This window comes from Hydrogenophaga sp. UC242_53 (genome assembly GCF_042696965.1).
Taxonomy (GTDB): domain Bacteria; phylum Pseudomonadota; class Gammaproteobacteria; order Burkholderiales; family Burkholderiaceae_C; genus Hydrogenophaga.
Window position 1 is genome coordinate 4,126,128 of record NZ_CP170552.1, and the last position, 23,426, is coordinate 4,149,553.

Sequence of the window (23,426 nt, forward strand, 5' to 3'; positions counted from 1 at the left end):
TCCTCTGAAAAAAGGCCGCTGCACCCCAGCGGCCTTTTTCATGTCGGGCCGTGGCGCCAGCGGTACAGCGGCTCGGCCAGCACCAGCACCGCCACCAGCCGGCAGACCTGGAACGCCGTCACCACCGGCACGCCCAGCTGCAGCACCTTGGCGGTGATGGCCATCTCGGCAATGCCGCCGGGCGCGGTGCCCAGCAACAGCGTGACCGGGTGCAAACCCGTCAGCTGCGCCAGCACCCAGCCGAAGCCGGCGCACAGGCCCATCATCACCAGTGTGGCGAAAGCCACCGACGCCAGCCAGCGCGGCGCCGTGTGCACGAAAGTGGGCGTGAAACGCACGCCCAGGCTCACACCGATCACCAGCTGCGCCGCGTTCGACAGGCTCTGCGGGATGGCCGACAGGGTGTGTCCGCTCAAGGTCACCACCATGGTGACCACCAGCGCGCCCATGAACCAGGGGTTGGCGCGGCCCAGGCGCTGCATCGCCAGCGCGCCCAGCAACGTGAGCCCGGCCAGCGCCAGCAGCCCCAGGGCTTGCACGTCCCGCACGCCCTGCGCCCCGGTGTCGAGCCCGCTCACGCCCCCGAACTGCAGGGCAAACGGGATGGTGACCGTCACCAGCAGCACCCGCAGGCTGTGCGCGGCCGCCACCAGATCGGTGCGCGCGCCCTGGCGCTCGGCGATCAGCGTCATCTCGGACGCGCCGCCGATCGCGCCAGCGAAATAGGTGGTGCAGCGCAGCTCCGCCGGCGTCAAGGCCACCAGATGCCCCGCGTGCAGCCAGCGCAGCCAGGCTGCAAAACCCAGACCCAGGGCCAATGCCCACGCGATGCCGAGCGCGATGGCCCACCAGAGGCTGGCCACGAGCGCGCCCACGGCCGGCGTGAAGTACAGGCCCAGCGCGGTGCCGATCACCCACTGCCCGCTGTTGCGCAAAGGCGTCCAGCTCTCGGTGCGCATGCCCAGCACCGACACCAGCGCCGTCGCCAGCAGCGGGCCGATCATCCAGGGGATGGGCGTGCGCAGCCAGCGGCACAGCAGGGCGGCGGCCAGGGCGATCGTCAGGGTGAGGCAGACGCGCGGCCACGAATCGGGCCGCCAGACAGGCAGAAAGGACACGCGGAAAGGGAAGGTGAAGGGGCCTCGGGTGCGCTTAGTATCCACGCATGACCTGTCGAACCGCTGTCGCCATTGCCCTGGGCCTGTCCTTGCTCGCGGCCTGCGCGCACCGCCCACCCACCACCGTGCCGGCCCTGCTCGACCGCGTGCTGCCCGCGCCGGTGTTGCTGCTCGGCGAGCAACACGACGCCGCCGAACACCAGGCCCTGCAGCGCGACGTGGTGCTGGCCCTGGCCCGGCGCGACCAGCTGGGCGCGGTCGTGATGGAAATGATCGAACAGGGGCGCAGCACGCAAGGCCTGCCCAGCGACGCCGACGAGGCGCGCGTGCGCGAGGCCCTGGGCTGGACCGAGCAGAGCGGCTGGCCCTGGCCGGTGTACGGCCCGGTGGTGATGGCCGCCGTGCGCAGCGGCGTGCCCGTGATCGGCGGCAACCTGCCGCGCGCGCAGATGCGCGGCACCATGGGCCAGGCCGAGCTGGACGGCCTGGTGAGCGAGAGCGTGCTGCAGCGCCAGCGCGACGGCATCCGCGAGAGCCATTGCGGCCTGCTGCCCGAGAGCCAGATCGCGCCCATGACCCGCATCCAGCTCGCGCGCGACCGGTCGATGGCGCAGACGGCCACGCAGGCCCTCATCCCGGGCAAGACGGTGCTGCTGGTGGCCGGCAACGGCCATGTGCGCGAAGACCTCGGCGTGCCCCTGCACCTGCCCGCGTCCGTGGGCCACAAGGTGGTGATGGCGCAGGCCGGCACCTCCAAGGACGCCAGCGCACCGCCGGCCGACGCGGTGTGGCAGACCCCCGCGCTGCCCCCGCGCGACCACTGCGCCGAACTGCGCCAACAGATGAAGCGCTGAATCCAGGGGCACCAAGGGTCCGGCTCCGCCGGCCCCAGGTGCCGTCCCCCACCGGGGGGAAGCCGCGCCAGCGGCGCAGGGGGGTTACCCCAGCCTTTTGATCGCGTCGGCCAGCGTGCCCACCATGGTCTCGATCTGCGCGCGATCGACGATGTAGGGCGGCGCGAACACCAGGTTGTCGCCCGCGTTGCGCACCAGCACGCCCCGGTGGTAGCAGTCCATGAACACGTCGAACGCGCGCTTGCCGGGCAGGCCCGGCTGCGGCGTGAGCTCCACGGCGGCCGCCAGCCCGAGGCTGCGGATGCCGATCACGTGGGGCAAGCCCTTGAGCGCGCTGTGCATCGCGTCGCCCAGCACCGGCCCCATCTCGCCCGCGCGGGCGAACAGGTTTTCCTCGCGGAACAGGTCCAGCGTGGCGATGGCCGCCGCGCAGGCCACCGGATGGCCCGAGTAGGTGTAGCCATGGAAGAACTCGATGGCGTGGTCCGGCGCGCTGCCGTGCGCGCCCATCATGGCGCCGTAGATGCGGTCGGTGCAGACCACGCCGCCCAGCGGGAACACGCCGTTGGTCACGGCCTTGGCGAAATTCAGCATGTCGGGCTGCACGCCGTAGTAGTCCGACGCGAAAGCCGTGCCCAGGCGGCCGAAACCGGTGATCACCTCGTCGAAGATCAGCAGGATGCCGTGCTTGTCGCAGATCTCCCGCAGGCGCTTGAGGTACCCCTGCGGCGGCACGTACCAGCCCGCGCTGCCGGCGACGGGCTCGACGATCACGGCCGCCACGTTGCTGGGGTCGTGCAACGGCAGGATGCGGTTCTCCAGCTCCAGCAGCAGGTCTTCGTCCCACACCGGTTCGGTGTTGTGCACGTAGGCGTGCTTGACCGGGTCGTGGATGAAGCGCAGGTGGTCCACGCGCGGCAGCAGGGCGGCGCCGTAGACCTTGCGGTTGGCCGGGATGCCGCCCACGCTCATGCCGCCAAAGCCCACGCCGTGGTAACCGCGCTCGCGGCCGATGAAGATGTTGCGGTGGCCTTCGCCGCGCGCGCGGTGGTAGGCCAGCGCCACCTTCATCGAGGTGTCGGCGGCCTCGCTGCCGGAGTTGCAGAACAGCACCTTGTTCAGGTCGCCCGGCGCCATGGCGGCGATCATCTCGGCGGCGCGAAAGGCCTTGTCGTTGCTGACGCTGAAGGCGGTGCTGTAGTCCAGCGTGTCCAGCTGCTGCTTGATGGCTTCGTTGATCGGCTTGCGGTTGTGGCCGGCGCCCACGCACCACAGGCTGGAAATGCCGTCGATGACCTGGCGGCCGTCGTGCGTCGTGAAATACATGCCGTCGGCCGCCACGAAGACCCGGGGGTCTTTCTGGAAACTGCGGTTGGGCGTGAAGGGCAACCACTGGTTGTCCATGCGGAAATCGTTGTAGGCCATGCGGGCGTCTCCTGCGGCAAAAGGACGGGGAAGCGGCATTTTGTCACCGCCTCCCGCCTCCAGGGGCTCCATTGCGCCGGGTTCGGCCAGGCCCACCGCGCCTTGCTGCGACAATTCGCACGCCATGAATCACACCTACGTTCTTACCCTGTCCTGCTCGGACCGCCCGGGCATCGTGCACGCCGTTTCCGGCTTCCTGCTGGAGCACGGGGGCAACATCGAAGAAGCCGCGCAGTACAACGACCACGCCACAGGCCTGTTCTTCATGCGCGTGCAGTTCGCCTGCGGCCAGCTCACCCAGGACGACCTGCGCCTGCACCTGAAGCTGTTCGCCGAACCGTTCGCCATGCAGTGGAGCCTGCACCCGCTGGCCGAGCCGGTGCGCACCGTCATCTTCGTCAGCAAGGAAGGCCACTGCCTCAACGACCTGATGTTCCGCTGGAAGAGCGGCCTGCTGCCGCTGGACATCCGCGCCATCATCAGCAACCACCGCGACTTCTACCAGCTCGCGGCCAGCTACAACGTGCCCTTCCACCACATCCCGGTGACCGCCGCCACCAAGCCGCAGGCCGAGGCCAAGCAGCTGGAGATCATCCAGAACGAAGGCGCCGAGCTGGTGGTGCTGGCGCGCTACATGCAGGTGCTCAGCAACAACCTGTGCCGCGAACTCTCGGGCAAGGCGATCAACATCCACCACAGCTTCCTGCCCAGCTTCAAGGGCGCCAAGCCCTACTACCAGGCGCACGACCGGGGCGTGAAGCTGATCGGGGCCACCGCCCACTACGTGACGGCCGACCTCGACGAAGGCCCCATCATCGAGCAGGACGTGGCCCGGGTGGACCACACCGACGCGGTGGAAGACCTCACCGCGCGCGGCCGCGACACCGAAAGCCAGGTGCTGGCGCGCGCCGTGAAATGGCACAGCGAACACCGCGTGCTGCTCAACGGCCACAAGACCGTGGTGTTCAAGTGAACGCGATGCCGCAGGGCCGCCCCAAGGCCGCTCAGCCCCCTCGGGGGGCAGCGACCACGCGTCAGCGGTGGAGCGTGGGGGCGCCATGACCATCCGGATTCCTCCCATCCAGTGCCTGCTGACCTTCGAGGCGCTGGCGCGCCTGCGCAGCGTGACGCAGACGGGGGAGGAACTGAACGTGACGCCCAGCGCGGTGAGCCACCGCGTGCGCCAGCTGGAGCAGATCCTGGGCACCAAGCTGTTCGGCCGCGCCGATTTCTCGCTCACCACCGAGGGCAGCGAATACCTGGCCCACGTGCGCGAAGGCCTGGGCATCCTGCAGCGTTTTCCGGGCGGCAACACGGCGCCGGGAAAACGCAAGCTCAAGCTGGCCGTCACACCGACTTTCGCGCGCTCGATCCTGATGCCGCGCCTGCGCCAGTTCACCGAGGCCTATCCGGAGATCGACCTGACGCTGCAGGTCTCGATCCCGCTGCTGGACGTGGTCGCCGAGGACGCCGACCTCACGGTGCGCTACGGCACCGGCCGCTACGCCGACGTGGAGCACATCTGCCTGCTCAAAGACGAAGTGACGCCGCTGGCGTCTCCCGCCTACATCCGCGAGAACGGCCCGTTCGACACGGTGGAAGACCTGCAGCGCGCCGCCCTGTTGCGCAGCCCGCTCGAACCCTGGCGCACCTGGTTCGCGGCGCACGAACTCGACTGGCCCGAGCCGGTCGAGGGTTCGTCGTTCAACGACATCGGGCTGATGTGCGATGCCGCGGCTCAAGGCCTGGGCGTCGCCCTGGTGCGCCTCAAGCTGGGCGCGCCCTGGATCGAGAACGGCTCGCTGGAACGCATCTCGGCACGCAACATCCCATCGCCCCATGCGCACTACCTGTGCTGGCAGGCCGGTGCGATGGAGCGGTGGGAATGCGCGGCGTTCGCCGAGTGGCTCAAGAAGAGCGTGAACTGACGAGCCCGGCGGCGGATCGCGGGTTTATTCGATCGCCAGGCGCTGGGCCGCGGCGGCGGTCTTCTTCGGCAGCGTGAGCTGCAGCACACCGTTCTCGTACTTCGCTTTCGCGGCGCTGTTGTCCACGTCGACCGGCAGCTGGAAGCTGCGCGAGACGGCGCCGTAGTAGCGTTCGCTGCGCAGCAGCTTGCCACCCTCGGTCTGGCTGTCCTGCTGCTTGATCTCGGCGCGCAGGGTCACCAGCTTGCCGTCGACGTTGACGTGGATGTCGTCCTTGGACACGCCGGGCACTTCGGCCTGCAAGGTGTAGGCCTCGGGCGTCTCTTTCACATCGACGCGGATCTGCGCCGGCAGGCCGTCGCCGTGCAGCGGCTTGACGTAGAAGGCGGGAGCGACGTCGTTGAAGAAGTCGTCGAGAAAACCACGGCGGGCAATGAGGCTGTTCATGGCAAGAAACTCCTGATGGATGATGAGGTTCCAGGGCGCGACAGGCGTCCTGCGGTGAACACAACTTGATGCCACCGCCCGCCGATTTCAAGGGCCCTTCGTCACCGCCCGCCGAAGCGTTCACAAAGCGCTGCAAGTTTCTTCAATCCGGCACGCAAGCTTTGGCCTAGACTGGAGCGGCCCTTGATCCGACCCGCACCGGCCCCACATGAACGCACCCGCCCGCCCCGCCGAAAACACCTCCCTGCAACGCGCGCAACGGCAGGCCGACGTGGTGCGCGCGCTGCAGGCCGTGGTGCCGGCGCACGCACTGCTCTGGCAGGCCGAGGACACGGTGCCCTACGAATGCGATGGCCTGACCGCGTACCGCGAGCGCCCGCTGGTGGTGGTGCTGCCCGAGACCGAGGGCCAGGTCGCTGCCGTGCTCAAGGCCTGCCACGGCCTGGGCGTGCCGGTGGTGGCGCGCGGCGCGGGCACGGGGCTCTCGGGCGGTGCCATGCCGCACGCGCTGGGCGTCACGCTGTCGCTGGCCAAGTTCAACCGCATCCTGCGCATCGATCCGCGCTCGCGCACCGCGGTCGTGCAGGCGGGCGTGCGCAACCTCGCGATCTCCGAAGCCGCCGCCCCGCAGGGCCTGTACTACGCGCCCGACCCCAGCAGCCAGATCGCCTGCACCATCGGCGGCAACGTGGCGGAGAACTCGGGTGGTGTGCACTGCCTCAAGTACGGCCTGACCTTGCACAACGTGCTGGCCGTGCGCGGCTTCACCGTCGAGGGTGAGCCCGTCACTTTCGGGGGCGACGCGCTCGACGCACCCGGCCTGGACCTGCTGCCCCTGGTGATCGGCAGCGAAGGCATGTTGGCCGTCACCACCGAGGTCACGGTCAGGCTGGTGCCCAAGCCGCTGCTGGCGCGCTGCATCATGGCCAGCTTCGACGACATCCGAAAGGCCGGCGACGCGGTGGCCTCGGTGATCGCGGCCGGCATCATCCCGGCCGGCCTCGAAATGATGGACAAGCCCATGACCGCGGCGGTGGAGGACTTCGTGCACGCGGGCTACGACCTGAGCGCTGAAGCCATCCTGCTGTGCGAGAGCGACGGCACGCCGGAGGAGGTGGAAGAAGAGATCGGCCGCATGAGCGCGGTGCTGCGCCAATGCGGCGCCACCGCCATCGCGGTCAGCCGCGACGAAGCCGAGCGCCTGCGTTTCTGGAGCGGGCGCAAGAACGCGTTCCCGGCGAGCGGGCGCATCAGCCCGGACTACATGTGCATGGACTCGACCATTCCGCGCAAGCGCCTGGCCGACATCCTGCTGGCCATCGCCGAGATGGAGAAGAAGCACGGGCTGCGCTGCGCCAACGTGTTCCATGCGGGCGACGGCAACCTGCACCCGCTGATCCTGTTCGACGCCAACGACGCCGACCAGTTGCACCGCTGCGAACTGTTCGGTGCCGAGATCCTGGAGACCAGCGTCGCCATGGGCGGCACGGTCACCGGCGAACATGGCGTGGGCGTGGAAAAGCTCAACAGCATGTGCGTCCAGTTCTCCGCCGAGGAAAACGCCCAGATGTTCGCCGTCAAACGGGCCTTTGATACCAATGGGCTACTGAATCCGGGCAAGGTCATCCCGACCCTGCAACGTTGTGCTGAATACGGTCGGATGCTGGTGCGCGCGGGGGCTTTGGCGCACCCTGAGCTACCGCGTTTCTAGCTGTCAAATATCACGCTGGAGAAAGAGGGCCCTGGGGTACAGTTGTGCCGGATGAGCACCCTTTTTCCCTCGGAGGACAAACGCGTTGACAGCCACAGAACCGAACGCTCGGCTGTGGAGCGTGAGCGTGCGTTGCTTCTGGAGCTGGAAACCCTGCGAGCGGAGAACGAGCACCTGCGCCGCAGCTACGCGCAGCGGCTCAGCGGCCAGCCCGACAGCACCGACCTGAAGCGCCAGGCCAACCTGCCACTGCCTCTGGAAACCGCGCTGGAAGCGGCCGCCTTGGACCGGGCTCCGCACACCGCGCAGATCGAATACGAAGCGCTGTTCTCGGCCCTGGCGAGCGTCTTTCCCATCGGCGTCTTTCGCACCGACCACGCGGGCGTGCTCACCCACGTGGACGAGCAGCTGCAGGCGATCTTCGCGCTGAAGAAGCAGGACTTCCCCAACTTCGGCTGGTTCAGCCGCGTGCACCCCGACGACCTGGAACGCGTGCAGCAGCACTGGTTTCGGGCGATCTCCGAGGCCGAAACGCTCAGCGTGGAGTTCCGCCTGGTGCGCCCGGGCAACGAGGTGGTCCATGTGCTGGTGCGCAACGCACCCTTGCGCGATGCCAACGGCGCCGTCGTCAACCAGCTCGGTTTCATGCAGGACATCACGCCCATGCGCACGCTGGAAGCCGACGCGCGCATCAAGGACGAGCTGAACCGCCAGATCATCTCCAGCAGCCCCGACTGCACCAAGGTGCTCGATCTGCAAGGCCGCGTGGTGCAGATGACGGCCCAGGGCTGCCGCCTGGTCGAGGTGGACGATTTCGAACAGGTGCGCAACAGCGAATGGGTCACCTGGTGGCCGGACGACGGGGCCTTGCTCTCGCGCGAAGCCCTGGAGAGCGCGCGCCAGGGCAAGAGCGCGCGCTTCGTGGCGTTCGGCAACACCTTCAAGGGCACACCCAAGTGGTGGGACACGGTGGTCACCCCCATCTGCGATGCGCAGAACCGGCCCGTGATGGTGCTGGCCGTCTCGCGCGACATCACCGCGCTGCACCAGCAGCAGGAAGAGATCCAGCGCTTCAACGTCGAGCTGGAAGCCCGCGTGCGGCAACGCACCGACGAACTGGCCGAAGCCAAGGAGCGCATCCACCAGGCCCTGCGCGATGCCCAGGCCCTCTACAACCAGGCGCCCTGCGGCTACCACTCGGTGGACGCCGACGGCGTGTTCGTGCTGATCAACCGCACCGCGCTGGACTGGCTGGGCTACGAGCGCGACGAGGTGGTCGGCAAGCTGCGCTTCCACGACATCGTGCCGCCCGAGCACCAGCACCTGGTCGGCGAGCGCCTGGCGCGCATGACGCGCGGCGAAAAACTGGAGGCCGCCGAGTTCCCGATCCGCCGCCGCGACGGCAGCACCTTCCTGGCCCTGCTCAGCAGCACCGCGGTCGTCGACGAAAACGGCCGTTTCGTCCGCACCAACAACACCCTGGTGGACATCACCGAACGCAAGGGCGCCGAGAACGCCCTCGCGGGACAGCGCAATTTCCTGCAGGCCATCACCAACAGCGTGCCGGTGCAGCTGGCGTTCTTCGACCGCGACCTGATCTGCCGCTTCGCCAACGCCAGCTACGCGCGCTGGGTGCAGGGCGATACCGAGCAGCTGATCGGCATGCACCTGAGCCAGATCGCGCGGCCCCAGGATTTCGAGGCCTCGCGCCTGAACCTGGCCGCCGCGCTGTCCGGCGAAATCCAGCGCTTCGAGGGCAAGCGCGCTTTCCCCGATGGCCAGCAGCTTCTACGCCGGCATCGAATACACGCCGTACTGGCATGCGGGTCAGGTGCAGGGGATCATCATCCAGATGATCGACCTCTCCCAGCGCAAGGCGTCGGAAGACCTGGTGCGCCAGGCCAACGGCCAGCTCAACAGCGCACTGCGGCAATCGCAGGACCTCTACAACAACGCGCCCTGCGGCTACCACTCGCTCGACGTCAACGGCATCTACGTGTCCATCAACGACACCGAGCTCGACTGGCTGGGCTACCGCCGCGACGAGGTGGTGGGCAAGATGGCCTTCCGCGACATGATGGCGCCGCGGCACACGGATCTGCTGGAGCACCGCATGCAGAAGATCCTGAAGGACGATGCCTTGGAGGCCGTGGAGTACGAGATGCGCCGCCGCGACGGCAGCACCTTCCACGCCCTGCTCTCGTCGTCCGCCGTGCGCGATGCCGACGGCCGCTTCCTGCGCAGCAACACCACGGTGGTGGACATCACGCTGCGCAAGGCAGCCGAGATGGCGCTGCGCGACAACCAGCGCTTCCTTCAGACCATCACCGACCACGTGCCTGGCCTGATCGCCTACCTCGATGCGGGCCTGCATTTCCGGTTCGCCAATGCCGAGCACCTGCGCGTCTATGGCATGGACCCCCAGTACATCATCGGGCGGCACATCGGTGAATGCGTGAAACCCGACGTCTGGGCCGACATCGAGCCTCGCATGCGGATGGCGCTGGCCGGCCAGCCCCACCACTTCGAGACCTGGCGCCCCACCATCGATGGCCAGCAGATCTTCGTGAGCGCGAGCTACCTGCCCGACTTCAATGACGAAGGCAAGGTGCAGGGCCTGTTCGTGCAGATCATCGACATCACCGACCGCAAACGCATCGAAGAGCGCGTCGTCCACCTCAACGAGGAACTGGAGCAACGCATCAGCGAGCGCTCGCTGGAACTGCTGGAGAGCGAACAGCGTTTCCGCCTCATGGTGGACAACCTGCGCGACTACTGCATCTTCTTCATGGATGCCGACGGCATCATCACCGATTGGACCGACAGCGCCCAGCGCATGGACGGCTATTCGCCCACGCAGATGCTGGGCCGCCATTACGGCGTGCTGTTCGATCCGGTCAACCCGGACCATGGCAAGGTCAGCGCCATGCAGATGCTGCGCCTGGCGGCCTCACGTGGGCAGCACGAGCTGCACAACTGGCACACCCGCAAGGACGGCTCGCAGTACTGGTCGCACTCGGTGCTCATTGCCCTGCGCGACGACAGCGGCGAACTCAAGGGCTTCGCCAAGGTCAACCGGGACATGACCGACGCCAAGCGGCTCGACGACCTGATGCGCAACATCAACGACGAGCTGGAGAACCGGGTGGTCGAGCGCACCGAGCAGCTGCTCGCCGCCAACAAGGACCTGGAGTCGTTCTCGTACTCGGTCTCGCACGACCTGCGGTCGCCCCTGCGCCACATCTCCAGTTTCGTCAGCCTGCTGGAGGAACACCTCGGTGGCCAATGCGACGAGGTGAGCGCCCGCTACCTGAGCACGATCGGCAATTCAGCCCGGCACATGAGCCAGCTCATCGACGGCCTGCTCGCGTTCTCGCGCCTGGGGCGTTCGGCCGTGAACCTCACGGCGGTGGACTTCACCCTGCTGGTGGATGCGGTGGTCGGCCAGATCGGGCACGACACCGAAGGCCGGGTGGTCGACTGGGTGGTGGCGCCCGACCTGCCCGTGGTGCAGGGCGACGCCCTGCTGCTGCGCGAGGTCTGGGCCAACCTGTTGGGCAACGCCTACAAATACACCCGTCCGCGTGAAAGAACGCGCATCGAGGTGGGTTGGAGCATGGACCCTGTTGTCGGCTATACCTTCTTTGTTCGTGACAATGGCGTGGGTTTTGACACAAAATACGCCCAGAAGCTGTTTGGCGTTTTCCAACGCCTGCATCGCGCCTCGGAGTTTGAAGGCACTGGCATCGGCCTGGCACTGACGCGGCGCATCATTGAGCGACACGGCGGCACCATCTGGGCTGAAAGCCAGCTCGGAGAGGGCAGTGTGTTCTATTTTTCGCTACCTTTTGAAGGCGCCCATGGGTTCGAGTCTCCTCCCGACTCCATGCCGGCCGCCCTGGAACCATGAGCAAAAACGCCGACGCCATCCTTCTCGTTGAAGACAATCCCGACGATGCCGAGCTGACCAAGCTGGCCTTGGCGCGCCATGGGCTGGACGGGCGGGTGACGCACGTCTCGGATGGCATGCAGGCCCTGGACTACCTGCACCGCCGCAACGGTTTCACCAACCGCTCGGGCAGCAACCCCATGCTGGTGCTGCTGGACCTGAAGATGCCCCTGCTGGATGGCATCGGCGTGCTCCGGGAAATCAAGGGCTCGGACAACCTGCATCACATCCCCGTGGTGGTGCTGACCTCCTCCACCGAGCCGAGCGACCTGCTGCGCGCCTACGATGCGGGCACCAACGCCTACATCGCCAAGCCCACCGAGTTCTCGCAGTTCCTCAGCGCGATGAAGCACGTATGCGAGTTCTGGATCAACATCAACCAGACCGCGCCGCAACTGCCCAGCGCGGGCGTGCGCACCACCGGTTTCGGCGACCTGATCTGATGAACCCGGGGCCCTCCTCGGGCCTCACCAGGTGTCGATGAATCGCCCCGGGCGGGGCTCTGACACCTTCGCCCCCGCCAGTCCCCTGACCAGCCAGTCGCGCGTGAGCGCCGGGTCGATCACGGCATCGATCTCGAGCGTGGTCGCCATCTGCACCGCCGAGCCATTGGCGACCTGCTGCGCCAGCAGCCGGTCGAACAAGGCATCGCGCCGCGGCCCCTCCGGCTCCGCTTCGAGCTCCTTGCGATAGCCCAGGCGCACGGCGCCTTCCAGCCCCATGGCGCCGAATTCGGCCGTGGGCCAGGCCACGGTGAAGGCCGGCGAATGGAACCCACCGGCCGTCATGCCCATGGCGCCCAGGCCGTAGCCCTTGCGCAGCACGACGCTGAAGAAGGGCACACGCAGGTCCGCCGCCATCACGAACAGGCGGCTGACGTGCCGCACCTGCGCCCTCGCTTCGATGTCCGGCCCGACCATGAAGCCGGGCGTATCGACTAGGCTCACGATGGGCAGGCCGTGTGCGTTGCACAGCTGCATGAACCGCGCGGCCTTGTCGGCGGCGTCGGCGTCGATCGCACCGCCCAGATGCAGCGGGTTGTTGGCCATCAGGCCCACCGCGCGCCCTTCGATGCGCGCCAGCGCGGTGTGGATGCCCACGCCGAAGCCGGTGCGCAGCGGCAGCAGGCTGCCGACATCGACCAGCCCTGCCATCGCCGCCTGGGTGTCGTACACACGCAGCCGGTTCTCCGGCACCACGTCGCGCAGGGCCCGGGCATCGGGTGCGCGTCCGCCGTCGACCGGGCCCTGGAAGAACGACAGGTATTGGCGGGCCACCGCCACCGCCTGCGCTTCGTCGTCCACCAGCACGTCGATCACGCCATTGGCGTGCTGCACCGGGCTCGGGCCGATCTGCTCGGGCCGGAACACGCCCAGCCCGCCCCCTCCACCATGGCCGGGCCACCCATGCCGATGTTGCTGCCCCGGGTGGCGATCACCACGTCGCAGCAGCCCAGCAAGGCGGCGTTGCCCGCAAAACAGCGGCCACTGACGACGCCCAGCACCGGCACCTGGCCCGAGAGGCGCGCGAACGCGGCGAAGGTGCCCACATGCAGGCCGGCGACGATGGGCATGTCGGTGTCGCCCGGTCGGCCACCACCGCCTTCCGCGAACAGCACCACCGGCAGGCGCTGCGCCAGCGCAAGGCCCAGCAGCCGATCGGTCTTCTGGTGGTTGCGCATGCCCTGCGTGCCCGCCAGCACCGTGGCGTCGTAGGCCATCACCGCGGTGCGCGACCGCTCGGCGCCGTGTTGGGCGGCATTGACGGAACCGATGCCGGTCACCATGCCGTCGGCCGGGGTGTGGGCGATCAGGTCGTCTTCGCTGCGGCGCTGGCGCTGCGCGGCCACCGCCAGCGCGCCGTACTCGATGAAGCCGCCCTCGTCGCAGAGGTCGGCGATGTTCTCGCGCGCGGTGCGCTGGCCGAGGGCGTGGCGGCGCGCCACCGCCTCGGGCCGGGCCGCGTCGAGCGTGCGGGCCTGGCGGTCGAGCAGGCGCTGCAGGTCGGGCCTGAGCGCGGCCGGCCCGGCCTGGGCGGTCTCCTGCGGTGCGGTGGTGGGCGGGGTGGCGGCGCGGGCGACCGGCTCGGTGCGCAACAGGACGTCGCCCTGCTGCACCGACTCGCCCGGGGCGAACAACAGCTCCAGCACACGGCCAGGCGCTTCGGCACGCAGCTCGTGCTCCATCTTCATGGCTTCGAGGATCACCAGCACGTCGCCCTGGCGCACCGGGTCACCAGGGGCGACCAGCCATTGAACGATCTGAGCGGCCAGGGGAGAGCGCAAGGCATTCATGCGCCGATTCTGCGCGGCGCCAGGGCGCGCAGAGGTCAATCGGGAGACAGGAAAAGAGCCGGAGCGAGGAGCTCCCTTTCCAGAGACACCGAGGGTCCGGCTGTGCCGGCCCGAAGTGTCGCCCCCCTTCAGGGGGGTGGCGCCGCAGGCGACGCGGGGGGTGCTTTCAATAGATGTCGGAGTCGGCCCACTGGGACGAAGGACCGTCCTCGGCCGTCACGGGCACGTTGAGGTTCAGCACGAAGACGACTTCACCCCCGAAGCGGCCCACGCCCAGGCTTTTCATCAGCACCTGCTCCTGCTCGGGGCGCTCCATGCGCAGGAAGCAGATGGCCTGCTTGGTGCCTTCGTGCATGGCGGTCAGGATGTCGAGCCGCGTGATGCGCCCGAACTCACTGCACAGCTGGTGCAGTGCGGATTTCAGGCTGGAGACGTCGCTGTATTGCCTGAGTTCTGCGAGTGTGCTCACAATCAACTCCCTCAAAGTTCAAATCGGCGGTGGTGGCGATGCGGTGGCGCGAAAGTGTTGTGAAAACGGAGGCTTGGCATCGGCGATGGGGGCCATGTTAGAACATAAGCAACAAAATCTAACATTTATGTTACAAAAATTCCCCACATTTGGGGAGGTCGTGCGGAAGTTCACACGCCTGGGGCGACCTTACGCCCGCCATGTGTGCGGCAGATGACAGACGGTCTGTATGCTGCACCCTCGACCACCGAAACCCCTTGCCATGCGCCCTGGATCCGACAACCGCCCCCCTTTGGTCGCCGACACCGCGATGGAGCGCACCGGCGCCTGGACCGTGCCTCACCAGCGCGGTGAGCTCGATCGCCTGGCCCAGATCGCCACGCAGCTCGCGGGCACGGGCGCGGCGCTGCTGGTGGACCTGTCCCATGCGCCGCCCGAAGTTCTGGGCTCGCACGGGCTCGACCCGGATCAGGCGGCCAGGGCCCTGGAGGCCTGCACCGCGCTGCTGCGCGAGCGCGCCGATGTGGAGCGCTGGCTGCCCGAGACCGCCAGCCCTTGGCGCCACGGACATTGGCTGCCGGTGTTCGATGCGGTGGGACAGTCCGGCCTGCTGCTGCTCGACCACGGCCCGCGCGAACAGCCGGCGATCGGCACGCCCCTGCTGCAGTTGCTGTCGCAACACGCCGCCGATGTGCTGGCGCTGGCGCGCCGCTGCGAACAAAGCGAGCAGTACAACGCCAACGTGCTGCGCGAAAGCGAAAGCCGGCTCAACCTGACCGAGCACACGGCCGGCGCGGGCAGCTGGTCGTTGCAGCTCTCCACGCGCGAGGTCGTGCACTCGGACGAGTTCGCCACCATCCTCGGACTGGCCGATCACCGGCAGGTGCGCAACCTCGAGGACATGGTGCAGCGCTACTCCCCCGAGTGGCGCAACGGCATCCGCCAGCGCCTGGAGCGCTGCGCGCAGTACGGCGAAGGCTTCGACGAGGAGATCCAGGTGATGGTCGAAGGCGGCGCGCCCAAGTGGGTGCGCACCGTGGGCACCGCCGTGCGGCGCGCCAACGGCCAGATCGTGCGCATCCAGGGCGCGATCCAGGACATCTCGGCGCAGAAGCAGGCCCAGCAGGACACGCTGCGCCTGGCGATGCGCCTGACCACCACCCTGGCCAGCATCACGGAAGCCTTCGTCACGCTGGACCGGCAGTGCTGCTTCACCTACCTCAACCAGGAGAGCGAACGGCTGCTGCAGAAGACCACCGCCGATCTGCTGGGGCTGGAGGTCTGGCAAGGTTTCAGCGCCGGCCTCTCGCAGCGCCTGAAAGACCAGCTCACGAAATCGCTCAACACCAACCGCCGCGTGGAGCTGGAAGACTTCTTCCCCACGCTGGGCAAATGGCTGGAGGTTCGGGCCTACCCGTTCGCCGAAGGCCTGGCGGTCTACTTCCGCGACGTCACCGAACGGCGGCGCTCGCAGGAACAGCTGATGCTGCTGGAGACCAGCGTGTCCCGGCTCAACGACATCGTGGTGATCGCCGAGACCGGCGCGGGCAGCGACGACCAGGAGCCGCGCATCGTGTTCGTGAACGACGCCTTCGAGCAGCACACCGGCTACAGCCGCGCCGAGGTGCTGGGGCAGACGCCGCGCATGTTGCTCGAACTCGACCCGGCCATCCCCAAGCTGCGCGAACTCGCGCAAGGCCTGCAGCAGACGCAACAGGCGCGCACCGAACTGATGGTGCGCCGCAAGAACGGCGCCATGTTCTGGGTGGAGCTCGAGGTGGTGTCGGTGCAGGCCACCGCCGAAGAGGTGACGCACTGGGTGGCGGTGGGCCGCGACATCACGCAGCGCAAGACCGCCGAGGACATGATCCGCCACCTGGCGTTCTACGACGCGTTGACCGACCTGCCCAACCGCCAGCTGCTGCTGGACCGGCTGCAGCAGGCCCTGGCGGCGAGCGCGCGCTCGGGCCAGCACGGTGCGCTGATGTTCATCGACCTGGACAACTTCAAGATCCTCAACGACACGCTGGGCCACCACATGGGCGACCAGCTGTTGCAGAAGGTGGCCGCGCGCCTGACCAAGAGCGTGCGCAAGACCGACATGGTCGCGCGCCTGGGCGGCGACGAGTTCGTGGTGATGGTCGACGACCTGAGCACCGACCCGGACGCCGCCGCCTTCAAGGCCACCGCCCTGGCCGAGAAGGTGCTCAACACGCTGCGAGAGCCCTTCCAGCTCACCGGCCACCAGCATTTCGCCACCCCCAGCATCGGCGTGACCTCGTTCAACGGCCAGCAGAGCGACGTGGGCGAGCTGCTCAAGCAGGCCGACCTGGCGATGTACCAGGCCAAGTCGCTGGGCCGCAACACGCTGTGCTTCTTCGACCCCAACATGCAGGCCACGGTGAGCGCCAACGCCACCGTGAGCTCCGACCTGCGCGTGGCGCTGAGCGAGCAGCAATTCGTCGTGCACTACCAGCCGCAGGTGGACCGCGTGGGCGTGATCACCGGCGTGGAGGCCCTGGTGCGCTGGCAGCACCCGCAGCGCGGCCTGATGTTCCCGGCCGATTTCATTCCCGTGGCCGAAGACACCGGCCTGATCCTGCCGCTGGGCCAGTGGGTGCTGGAGAAGGCCTGCGAGCAGCTCGCGGCCTGGGCCGACCGGGCGCAGACCGCCAACCTGAGCATCGCGGTCAACGTGAGCGTGCGCCAGTTCCGCCATCCCGATTTCGTGGACATGGTGATGGCCGCGATCACACGCACCGGCATCCGACCGCACAAGCTCAAGCTCGAGCTCACCGAAAGCCTGCTGGCCGACCGCATGGAGATCACCATCGACAAGATGGGCATGCTCAAGGCCTTGGGCGTGACGCTCTCGCTCGACGACTTCGGCGTCGGCTATTCCTCGCTCTCGGTGCTCAAGCGCCTGCCGCTGGACCAGCTCAAGATCGACAAGGGCTTCGTGGCCGACGTGCTCACCGACCCGAACGACGCCGCGATCTCGCGCGCCATCATCGCGCTGGCACAAAGCCTGAGCCTGCAGGTGGTGGCCGAAGGCGTGGAAACGCAGGAACAGCGCGACTTCCTGGCCTACCAGGGCTGCGACCAGTTCCAGGGCCACCTGTTCGCCAAGCCCCTGCCCATCGAGGCGCTCGACGCCCTGCTGCAGAACCCGACCGCGGGCATGCTGGTGCTGTCCTGAACGGCGGCAGCCCCACCCCTCACCAGTTGGTGATGGTGGGGTTCTGGAAGCTGTAATGGTTGGGCAGGGCCAGGTTGGAGAACGAGAACGACAGGCTCACGTCCAGCGCCGTCACCTGGTGCCACCAGCCCAGGGGCAGGAACACCGTCTCGCCCGGCTCGACGATCACCTCGAGCACCGTGGCCTGGCTGAACAGCGGATAACGCGCGAGGTCCGGCCGGTCCAGATCGATCGGGCTGTAGACCTCGAAGTGGTTGTAGAGCAGCGGCGTCTGCAAGGGTGAGATGAAGCGCCAGCGCTTGCGCCCCACGATCTGCGTGTGGCACAGCATGAGCGTGTCGTGGTGCAGCGGCGTGACCGTGCCCGCCGGGCCGAACCAGAACGAGGCGCGGCGCGCCAGCTGCGAGGGGTCGCAGAAGGCCGGCAGGCTGCCGATGTCGGCCAGGATGGGCGCGAATTCGGGCCGCGCCAGCATCTCGTTGTTGGCGGTCAGGTAGTAGTCGTTGGTGGTGCCGCCGGCCAGCACCTGATCGACAAAATTCGCCAGGCCCACGCTGCGCCGGTGGTCCAGCTTGTTGACCTCGTAATTCGGGTCCGCGCTGCGTTCGGCCTGGATCTCCACCTGCAGGTGGCCGAAGCGCTCCCGCAGGTCCTGGGGCGACCAGCGTTGCAGGGCGGGCCAGTCGCGCGCCACGCCGGTGAGCACCAGCGGGCGGCTGCCCACCACGTATTTCTCGACGAACTCGTCCAGCGGCACGTCGCCGCGCTTCTCCACCTGCCCATAGCACGGGTTCAGCTCCAGCAGCTTCTGCTGGTTGGCCATCACCGATTCGAGCTTGGTCTGCAGCTGCTGAAACTTGCGCGCGGCAAGGAACGCCGGGTCGCTGTCCATCGCCCGGATCGCGGGCTCGCACTCCGCCGGGTCCAGGCCCGCCTCGGTCATGGTGACCAGCATGGATTCGGGCGTGCAATGGCGCAGCCTGTTCTCGGCGATCCATTGCAGCCAGCCCGCGTCGAGCGGGCGAAAGGGCGCCGCCTCCAGGGGCTTGGGCGCGGCGGGAATGGTGGGCGGGCTCATGGCGGCGGCCAGTATCGCACCGGCCGGGTGTCGAAACGTGTCGGAGGGTTACCCGGTGAACAGCGCCACGTTGCCCCCGGCCGCCGTGGTGTTGATGGTGAGCGTCTGCTCGGCGCAGAAGCGCTGCAGGTAGTGCGGACCGCCCGCCTTGGGCCCGGTGCCGCTGAGGCCTTCGCCCCCGAAGGGCTGCACGCCCACGACGGCGCCGATCATGTTGCGGTTCACGTAGACGTTGCCCACGCGCGCCGCGCCGGCCAGCGCCAGTGCGCGGCTGTCGATGCGGGTCTGGATGCCCAGCGTGAGGCCGTAGCCCAGCGCGTTGATCTGCTGGATGACGCCCATCGGGTCGCCGCCCCAGCGCACCACCTGCAGCACCGGGCCGAAGATCTCCTGCGCCACCTCGGCGATGTCACCCACCTCGTACATGCGCGGCGCGACCAGCTGAGGCAGGGCCGGCGAGCGGTTCGCGTCGAGCAGCGGCCGGGCCTGGGCATTCAGGCGCTGCAGATGGCGGCCGATGCCCTCGAAGGCTTCGGCATCGATCACCGGCCCCAGGTCGGTGGCCAGATCGGCCGGGTCGCCCGCCACCAGCTCGCTCGCCGCGCCCTGGATCATCGCGATCACGCCATCGGCCACGGCCTCGTGCACGCACAACAGGCGCAGCGCCGAACAGCGCTGGCCCGCGCTGCGGAACGCGCTCTGCACCACGGCATCGGCCACCTGCTCGGGCAGGGCCGTGCTGTCCACCAGCATGGCGTTGATGCCACCGGTCTCGGCGATCAGCGGCACGATGGGGCCGTCCTTCGCGGCGAGCGCGCGCTGGATCAGCTTGCGCAACCTGCGTCGACCCGGTGAACACCACGCCGGCCACGCCGGGCTGCGCCACCAGCGCCGCGCCCACGGTATCGCCCGGGCCGTGCAGCAACTGCAGCGCGTCGGTAGGCACGCCCGCCGCGTGCAGCAGCTTCACCGCTTCGAGCGCGATGGCGGGGGTCTGCTCGGCCGGCTTGGCCAACACGGTGTTGCCCGTGACCAGCGCCGCCGCCACCTGGCCGGTGAAGATCGCCAGCGGGAAATTCCAGGGGCTGATGCAGACCCAGGCGCCGCGCCCTTCCAGGCGCAGCGTGTTGCTCTCGCCGGTGGGCCCGGGCAGGGCCTGCGGTGCCATCACGCGCTCGGCGTCGTTCGCGTAATAGCGCAGGAAATCGATCGCCTCGCGCACCTCGGAGACCGCGTCGTTCCAGCCCTTGTGCGCTTCCTTCACCAGCAGCGCGCACAGCCGCGGCATCTGCTGCTGCATGGCGTCGGCCGCGCGGCGCAGCGTGGCCGCGCGCTCGGCCAGCGGCGTGTGGTTCCAGCCGGCGAAGGCCCGCACGGCGGCATTCACGGCGGCTGGTGCGTCGGCGGCGCGGGCCTCGGCCACCGCAGGCACCACCAGCGCCGCGTGCGCGGCCTGCAGCGGCTCGCGGTGCGCGACCACCGCGAGGTCCAGCCCCTCGCTGTTGGGGCGCGCCGGGCCGTACAGGTCGGGCGGCAAGGGCAGCGGGGACGCGAGGGCCTCGGGCCGGGACTGTGCCAGCGGCGACACCAGCAGCTCGTCCATGCCCACCGACTCGTCGGCCAGCTGGTGCACGAACGACGAGTTCGCGCCGTTCTCCAGCAGGCGGCGCACCAGGTAGGCCAACAGGTCACGGTGCGCGCCCACCGGGGCGTAGACGCGGCACGAGACGGCCGGGTTCTTCAACACCTCGCGGTAGATGCCTTCGCCCATGCCGTGCAGGCGCTGCAACTCGAACGGCGTGCCCTGCTTCGCCGCCATCTGCAAGATGGCCGCGATGGTGCCCGCGTTGTGCGTGGCGAACTGCGGGTGGATCGCGTCGTGCGCCGCGAACAGGGCCCGCGCGCAGGCCAGGTAGCTCACGTCGGTGTGCGGCTTCTGCGTGAACACCGGGTAGGCCGGCAGGCCCAGCTCCTGCGCGCGCTTGATCTCGGCGTCCCAGTACGCGCCCTTGACCAGGCGGCACATGAACTTCAACCGGTGCTGCCGCGCCAGGCCCGCCACGTGCTCGATCAGCTCGACCGCCCGCGTCTGGTAGGCCTGCAAGGCCAGGCCGAAACCCTGCCATTGGGGGCAGTGTTGCGCCACCCGGGTCGCCAGGGCCTCGAACACGGCCAGCGAGAGTTCGAGCCGGTCCACCTCTTCCGCGTCGATGGTGAGGTTGAGGCTGGCGGCGGCCGCCGCCTCGCACAGCGACCACACGCGCGGCACGAGCTCGCGCATCACGCGGTCGTGTTGCGCGTCCTCGTAGCGCGGGTGCAAGGCGCTGAGCTTGATCGAGATGCCGTCGTTCTGGCCCGGGTGCCGCGCCGGGTCGGCGCTGCGCGCGATCGCCGCGATGGCGTTGCGGTAGCTCGCGAGGTAGCGCAGGGCGTCTTCGTCGGTGCGGGCGCCCTCGCCCAACATGTCGAAGCTGAAGCGCAGGTTGGCCTGGCGCCTGCGCGCCGAGGCGGCCTCCTTCATGCCCTCCTCGATGGTCTGCCCCAACACGAACTGGCGGCCCAGCAACTGCACCGCGCGCAGCGTCGCGGCCACCACGGTCTTGGCGCCCAGCTTGGCCATCAGACCGGGCTCGCTGCCCGCGTGCGGCAGGAAATGTTTGGACATGGCGATCGCCGTGGACGAGAGGCGCGCCAGCGTCGAGTCGGCCGCGCCATCGAAGTCGGCTCGGCCCAGCTGGTCGGCGGTGAGGGCGATCGCGGTCTCGGCGTCGGGCACGCGCAGCAGCGCCTCGGCCAGTCGCATCAGGGCCAGGCCCTCGGCGCTGGAGATCGGGTACTCCTTGAGCAGGCTCTCCATGGCCCAGAATGGCGGCGGGTTCTCGCGCACCGCGCGCACCCAGGGCGCCGCATGGTCCGCGGCTGCTACCCAATCCAGGGCACCGCGCAAGGCGCTCAGGCGCTGGGCGAGAACGCCGGCTTCGGGGCGGTAAGGGAACGGCAGGCGGTCTTGGGCACGGGGCATTGGAACACTCCAGAAAGGCGGGCGATCGGTGAATTCACGCATGGTGCCGCCGAATCAACCGAGTTTTTCACCAAAAATATCAGCTCCAACCGGATAATTCACCACCATGTCCGACACCCAGGAACCCGATCGCATCGACCTGAAGATCCTGCAGCTCCTGCAGGCCGACGGCCGGCTGACCAACCTCAAGCTGGCCGAGGCGGTGGCCCTGTCACCCACCGCCGTGCTCGCGCGCACCCAGCGCCTGCAGCGCGACGGCTACATCCTGGGCTACGAGGCGCGGCTGAACCCGCTCAAGCTCGGGCGGGGCATGATGGTCTTCGTCGAGGTGCTGCTCGACCGCACCACGCCCAACGTGTTCAACGAATTCAAGGCCGCCGTGCAGGTGCGCGACGAGATCATGGAATGCCACATGGTCGCCGGCGGTTTCGACTACCTGCTCAAGACCCGCATGGCGGACATGGCCGCCTACCGCGACTTCGCCGGCAGCGTGTTGTGGCAGCTGCCCGGCGTGCGCGAGACAAGAACCTACGCGGTGATGGAAGAGGTAAAGAACAGCTCGCGGCTGCCCTTGTGATCCATTGACGCCGCCGTTGACACGCCCACCCGGCGCCGCACAATGGCACTCTCACCCATGGGAGCCGCCATGCACCACACCACCATCACCCCCCTGTTGCTGGGCGTCACGCTGGCCGCCACCACCGCGCACGCCCAGAGCATCAAACCCGGCCTGTGGGAAATGACCCAGAAGGTCGGTGGCAGTGCCCAGATGGACCAGGCCATGGCGCAGATGCAGCAGCAGATGGCCAGCATGCCGCCCGCGCAACGCAAGCAGATGGAGGACATGCTGGCCAGACAGGGCAAGGCCATGCCCACGCCGGGCTCGGGCGGCGGCATGGCCATGAAGGTCTGCATCACGCCCGAGATGGCCGCGCGGCAGGACATGCCGATGCAAGGCGATGGCGACTGCACCAACACCGTCACCTCGCGCAGCGCCACCGCGCTCAAGATGAGTTTCGTCTGCAAGAAGCCCCCGTCCTCGGGCGAAGGCACCTACACCTTCAGCGGCGACGCCGCCTACACCGTGAAGATGGTGATGAACACCACGCACCAGGGCAAGCCCCAGACCATGACCATGGAGGGCCAGGGCAAGTGGCTGTCGGCCGACTGCGGGACGGTCAAGCCAAGGAAGTGAGTTTGGCGGGGCGGCCGCCGAACACGGCGCGCCCCACGCGCACCATGGTCGAGCCGGCGGCGATGGCGGCCTCGAGGTCGTCGCTCATGCCCATGGACAGCGTGTCGAGTGCCAAGCCCGCGCCATTGAGTTGATCAAACAACTCCTTCGCCTGCAGGAACACCGCGCGCTGGGCTTCGAAGGTCTCGGCCGGTTCGGGGATGCACATCAGGCCGCGCAGGCGCAGGTTCGGCAAGCGCGCCACCGCCTGCGCCAGTTCGCGCAGTTCGGCCGGCGCCACGCCTGCTTTCGTGAGGCCACCGTCCACATTCACCTGCAGGCACACCTGCAAGGGCGGCAGTCCTTCGGGGCGCTGTTCACTCAGGCGCTCGGCGATCTTGAGCCGGTCCACCGATTGCACCCAGTCGAAATGCGCGGCCACCAAACGGGTCTTGTTGCTTTGCAGCGGGCCGATGCAGTGCCATTGCGTTGGCGTCGGCGCAACAGCCGACTCGCGCAGCGCGAGGATCTTCTCGACGCCCTCCTGCACGTAGTTTTCGCCAAAACACCGCTGACCGGCGGCCTGCGCCTGACGAACGGCGTCCGGTCCGAAGGTCTTGGAAACCGCGAGCAAAACCACCGCCTCCACGGGGCGTCCGGCATGTGAACAAGCACGCGAAATGCGCTCTTTCAGCCCTTGGAGATTGCGTTCAATGGTCGTCATAATCTGCCGTCATACCTCAACACCGCACGGGACCC

The 23,426-nt window shown here is 68.3% G+C and carries 15 protein-coding genes and 3 pseudogenes; 10 read left to right on the top strand and 8 right to left on the bottom strand.

The window, feature by feature from the left end:
- Window positions 1–38: 38 nt before the first annotated feature.
- Window positions 39–1,109, bottom strand: a complete 1,071-nt coding sequence (locus ACFJI0_RS20750) for an AbrB family transcriptional regulator (protein ID WP_382325761.1) — start codon at window positions 1,107–1,109, stop codon at window positions 39–41.
- A 56-nt stretch (window positions 1,110–1,165) separates the two neighbouring features.
- Between ACFJI0_RS20750 and ACFJI0_RS20755 the strand changes: the two genes are divergently transcribed.
- Window positions 1,166–1,972: a ChaN family lipoprotein gene (locus ACFJI0_RS20755; protein WP_382322155.1), complete on the top strand. Its 807-nt coding sequence runs from the start codon at window positions 1,166–1,168 to the stop codon at window positions 1,970–1,972.
- A gap of 84 nt (window positions 1,973–2,056) precedes the next feature.
- On the opposite strand, the gene ACFJI0_RS20760 is transcribed toward ACFJI0_RS20755, so the two are convergent.
- Window positions 2,057–3,397 carry an aminotransferase class III-fold pyridoxal phosphate-dependent enzyme gene (locus ACFJI0_RS20760; RefSeq protein ID WP_382322156.1) on the bottom strand — a complete coding sequence of 447 codons (1,341 nt, stop codon included), beginning with the start codon at window positions 3,395–3,397 and terminating at the stop codon, window positions 2,057–2,059.
- Between the two features lie 124 nt (window positions 3,398–3,521).
- Between ACFJI0_RS20760 and purU the strand changes: the two genes are divergently transcribed.
- Both purU and ACFJI0_RS20770 read left to right on the top strand, forming a co-directional pair.
- Window positions 3,522–4,370: a formyltetrahydrofolate deformylase gene (gene purU / locus ACFJI0_RS20765; RefSeq protein WP_382322157.1), complete on the top strand. Its 849-nt coding sequence runs from the start codon at window positions 3,522–3,524 to the stop codon at window positions 4,368–4,370.
- Window positions 4,371–4,455: 85 nt separating this feature from the next.
- Window positions 4,456–5,325 (top strand): LysR substrate-binding domain-containing protein, encoded by an 870-nt coding sequence (locus tag ACFJI0_RS20770; RefSeq protein ID WP_382322158.1) that lies wholly within the window; start codon window positions 4,456–4,458, stop codon window positions 5,323–5,325.
- 24 nt (window positions 5,326–5,349) lie between these two features.
- Here ACFJI0_RS20770 and ACFJI0_RS20775 read toward each other — a convergent pair whose 3' ends face one another.
- Window positions 5,350–5,772 (bottom strand): Hsp20/alpha crystallin family protein, encoded by a 423-nt coding sequence (locus tag ACFJI0_RS20775; protein ID WP_382322159.1) that lies wholly within the window; start codon window positions 5,770–5,772, stop codon window positions 5,350–5,352.
- A gap of 208 nt (window positions 5,773–5,980) precedes the next feature.
- On the opposite strand from ACFJI0_RS20775, the gene ACFJI0_RS20780 reads away from it, so the two are divergent.
- The 4 genes and pseudogenes from ACFJI0_RS20780 (at window position 5,981) to ACFJI0_RS20795 (ending at window position 11,875) form a co-directional block, all read left to right on the top strand.
- A complete protein-coding gene (locus ACFJI0_RS20780; RefSeq protein ID WP_382322160.1) occupies window positions 5,981–7,483 on the top strand; it encodes an FAD-linked oxidase C-terminal domain-containing protein in 1,503 nt (500 codons plus the stop codon).
- A gap of 51 nt (window positions 7,484–7,534) precedes the next feature.
- Window positions 7,535–9,247: pseudogene (locus ACFJI0_RS20785) on the top strand (PAS domain-containing protein); the annotation flags it as partial.
- A gap of 88 nt (window positions 9,248–9,335) precedes the next feature.
- The gene (locus ACFJI0_RS20790; RefSeq protein ID WP_382322161.1) at window positions 9,336–11,393 is read left to right on the top strand and encodes a PAS domain S-box protein; all 2,058 of its coding nucleotides are present in this window, start codon (window positions 9,336–9,338) and stop codon (window positions 11,391–11,393) included.
- On the top strand, window positions 11,390–11,875 hold the full coding sequence (locus ACFJI0_RS20795) for a response regulator (RefSeq protein ID WP_291112066.1): 486 nt from the start codon (window positions 11,390–11,392) through the stop codon (window positions 11,873–11,875). Before ACFJI0_RS20790 ends, ACFJI0_RS20795 begins: the two co-directional genes overlap by 4 nt.
- 24 nt (window positions 11,876–11,899) lie before the next feature.
- Here the strand turns inward: ACFJI0_RS20795 and ACFJI0_RS20800 are convergent.
- Window positions 11,900–13,716 (bottom strand): annotated as a pseudogene (locus ACFJI0_RS20800) (carboxyl transferase domain-containing protein).
- A 175-nt stretch (window positions 13,717–13,891) separates the two neighbouring features.
- Window positions 13,892–14,194 (bottom strand): RNA-binding protein, encoded by a 303-nt coding sequence (locus ACFJI0_RS20805; protein WP_291121781.1) that lies wholly within the window; start codon window positions 14,192–14,194, stop codon window positions 13,892–13,894.
- A 262-nt stretch (window positions 14,195–14,456) separates the two neighbouring features.
- On the opposite strand from ACFJI0_RS20805, the gene ACFJI0_RS20810 reads away from it, so the two are divergent.
- Window positions 14,457–17,393, top strand: coding sequence for an EAL domain-containing protein (locus ACFJI0_RS20810; RefSeq protein ID WP_382322162.1), 2,937 nt, complete (start codon window positions 14,457–14,459; stop codon window positions 17,391–17,393).
- 19 nt (window positions 17,394–17,412) lie between these two features.
- Here the strand turns inward: ACFJI0_RS20810 and ACFJI0_RS20815 are convergent, their stop codons facing one another.
- Together ACFJI0_RS20815 and ACFJI0_RS20820 are read right to left on the bottom strand one after the other, a co-directional pair.
- Complete coding sequence (locus ACFJI0_RS20815; RefSeq protein ID WP_382322163.1) at window positions 17,413–18,471, bottom strand: cupin-like domain-containing protein; 1,059 nt, start codon at window positions 18,469–18,471, stop codon at window positions 17,413–17,415.
- Between the two features lie 48 nt (window positions 18,472–18,519).
- Window positions 18,520–21,493: pseudogene (locus ACFJI0_RS20820) on the bottom strand (L-glutamate gamma-semialdehyde dehydrogenase).
- A 106-nt stretch (window positions 21,494–21,599) separates the two neighbouring features.
- On the opposite strand from ACFJI0_RS20820, the gene ACFJI0_RS20825 reads away from it, so the two are divergent.
- A complete protein-coding gene (locus ACFJI0_RS20825) occupies window positions 21,600–22,070 on the top strand; it encodes an Lrp/AsnC ligand binding domain-containing protein (protein ID WP_297395587.1) in 471 nt (156 codons plus the stop codon).
- Window positions 22,071–22,139: 69 nt separating this feature from the next.
- Window positions 22,140–22,688, top strand: a complete 549-nt coding sequence (locus ACFJI0_RS20830) for a DUF3617 domain-containing protein (RefSeq protein WP_382322164.1) — start codon at window positions 22,140–22,142, stop codon at window positions 22,686–22,688.
- Here ACFJI0_RS20830 and ACFJI0_RS20835 read toward each other — a convergent pair.
- The gene (locus ACFJI0_RS20835; RefSeq protein WP_382153514.1) at window positions 22,672–23,391 is read right to left on the bottom strand and encodes a YggS family pyridoxal phosphate-dependent enzyme; all 720 of its coding nucleotides are present in this window, start codon (window positions 23,389–23,391) and stop codon (window positions 22,672–22,674) included. The genes ACFJI0_RS20830 and ACFJI0_RS20835 overlap by 17 nt on opposite strands.
- Window positions 23,392–23,426 lie beyond the last annotated feature (35 nt).

Bases quoted from the DNA above. Each gene is read 5' to 3' on its own strand.
- purU (WP_382322157.1), top strand. From the start codon at position 3,522: ATGAATCACACCTACGTTCTTACCCTGTCCTGCTCGGACCGCCCGGGC.
- ACFJI0_RS20790 (WP_382322161.1), top strand. From the start codon at position 9,336: ATGATCGACCTCTCCCAGCGCAAGGCGTCGGAAGACCTGGTGCGCCAG.
- ACFJI0_RS20830 (WP_382322164.1), top strand. From the start codon at position 22,140: ATGCACCACACCACCATCACCCCCCTGTTGCTGGGCGTCACGCTGGCC.
- ACFJI0_RS20775 (WP_382322159.1), bottom strand. From the start codon at position 5,772: ATGAACAGCCTCATTGCCCGCCGTGGTTTTCTCGACGACTTCTTCAAC.
- ACFJI0_RS20795 (WP_291112066.1), top strand. From the start codon at position 11,390: ATGAGCAAAAACGCCGACGCCATCCTTCTCGTTGAAGACAATCCCGAC.
- ACFJI0_RS20780 (WP_382322160.1), top strand. From the start codon at position 5,981: ATGAACGCACCCGCCCGCCCCGCCGAAAACACCTCCCTGCAACGCGCG.
- ACFJI0_RS20810 (WP_382322162.1), top strand. From the start codon at position 14,457: ATGCGCCCTGGATCCGACAACCGCCCCCCTTTGGTCGCCGACACCGCG.
- ACFJI0_RS20755 (WP_382322155.1), top strand. From the start codon at position 1,166: ATGACCTGTCGAACCGCTGTCGCCATTGCCCTGGGCCTGTCCTTGCTC.
- ACFJI0_RS20815 (WP_382322163.1), bottom strand. From the start codon at position 18,471: ATGAGCCCGCCCACCATTCCCGCCGCGCCCAAGCCCCTGGAGGCGGCG.
- ACFJI0_RS20835 (WP_382153514.1), bottom strand. From the start codon at position 23,391: ATGACGACCATTGAACGCAATCTCCAAGGGCTGAAAGAGCGCATTTCG.
- ACFJI0_RS20770 (WP_382322158.1), top strand. From the start codon at position 4,456: ATGACCATCCGGATTCCTCCCATCCAGTGCCTGCTGACCTTCGAGGCG.
- ACFJI0_RS20760 (WP_382322156.1), bottom strand. From the start codon at position 3,397: ATGGCCTACAACGATTTCCGCATGGACAACCAGTGGTTGCCCTTCACG.
- ACFJI0_RS20825 (WP_297395587.1), top strand. From the start codon at position 21,600: ATGTCCGACACCCAGGAACCCGATCGCATCGACCTGAAGATCCTGCAG.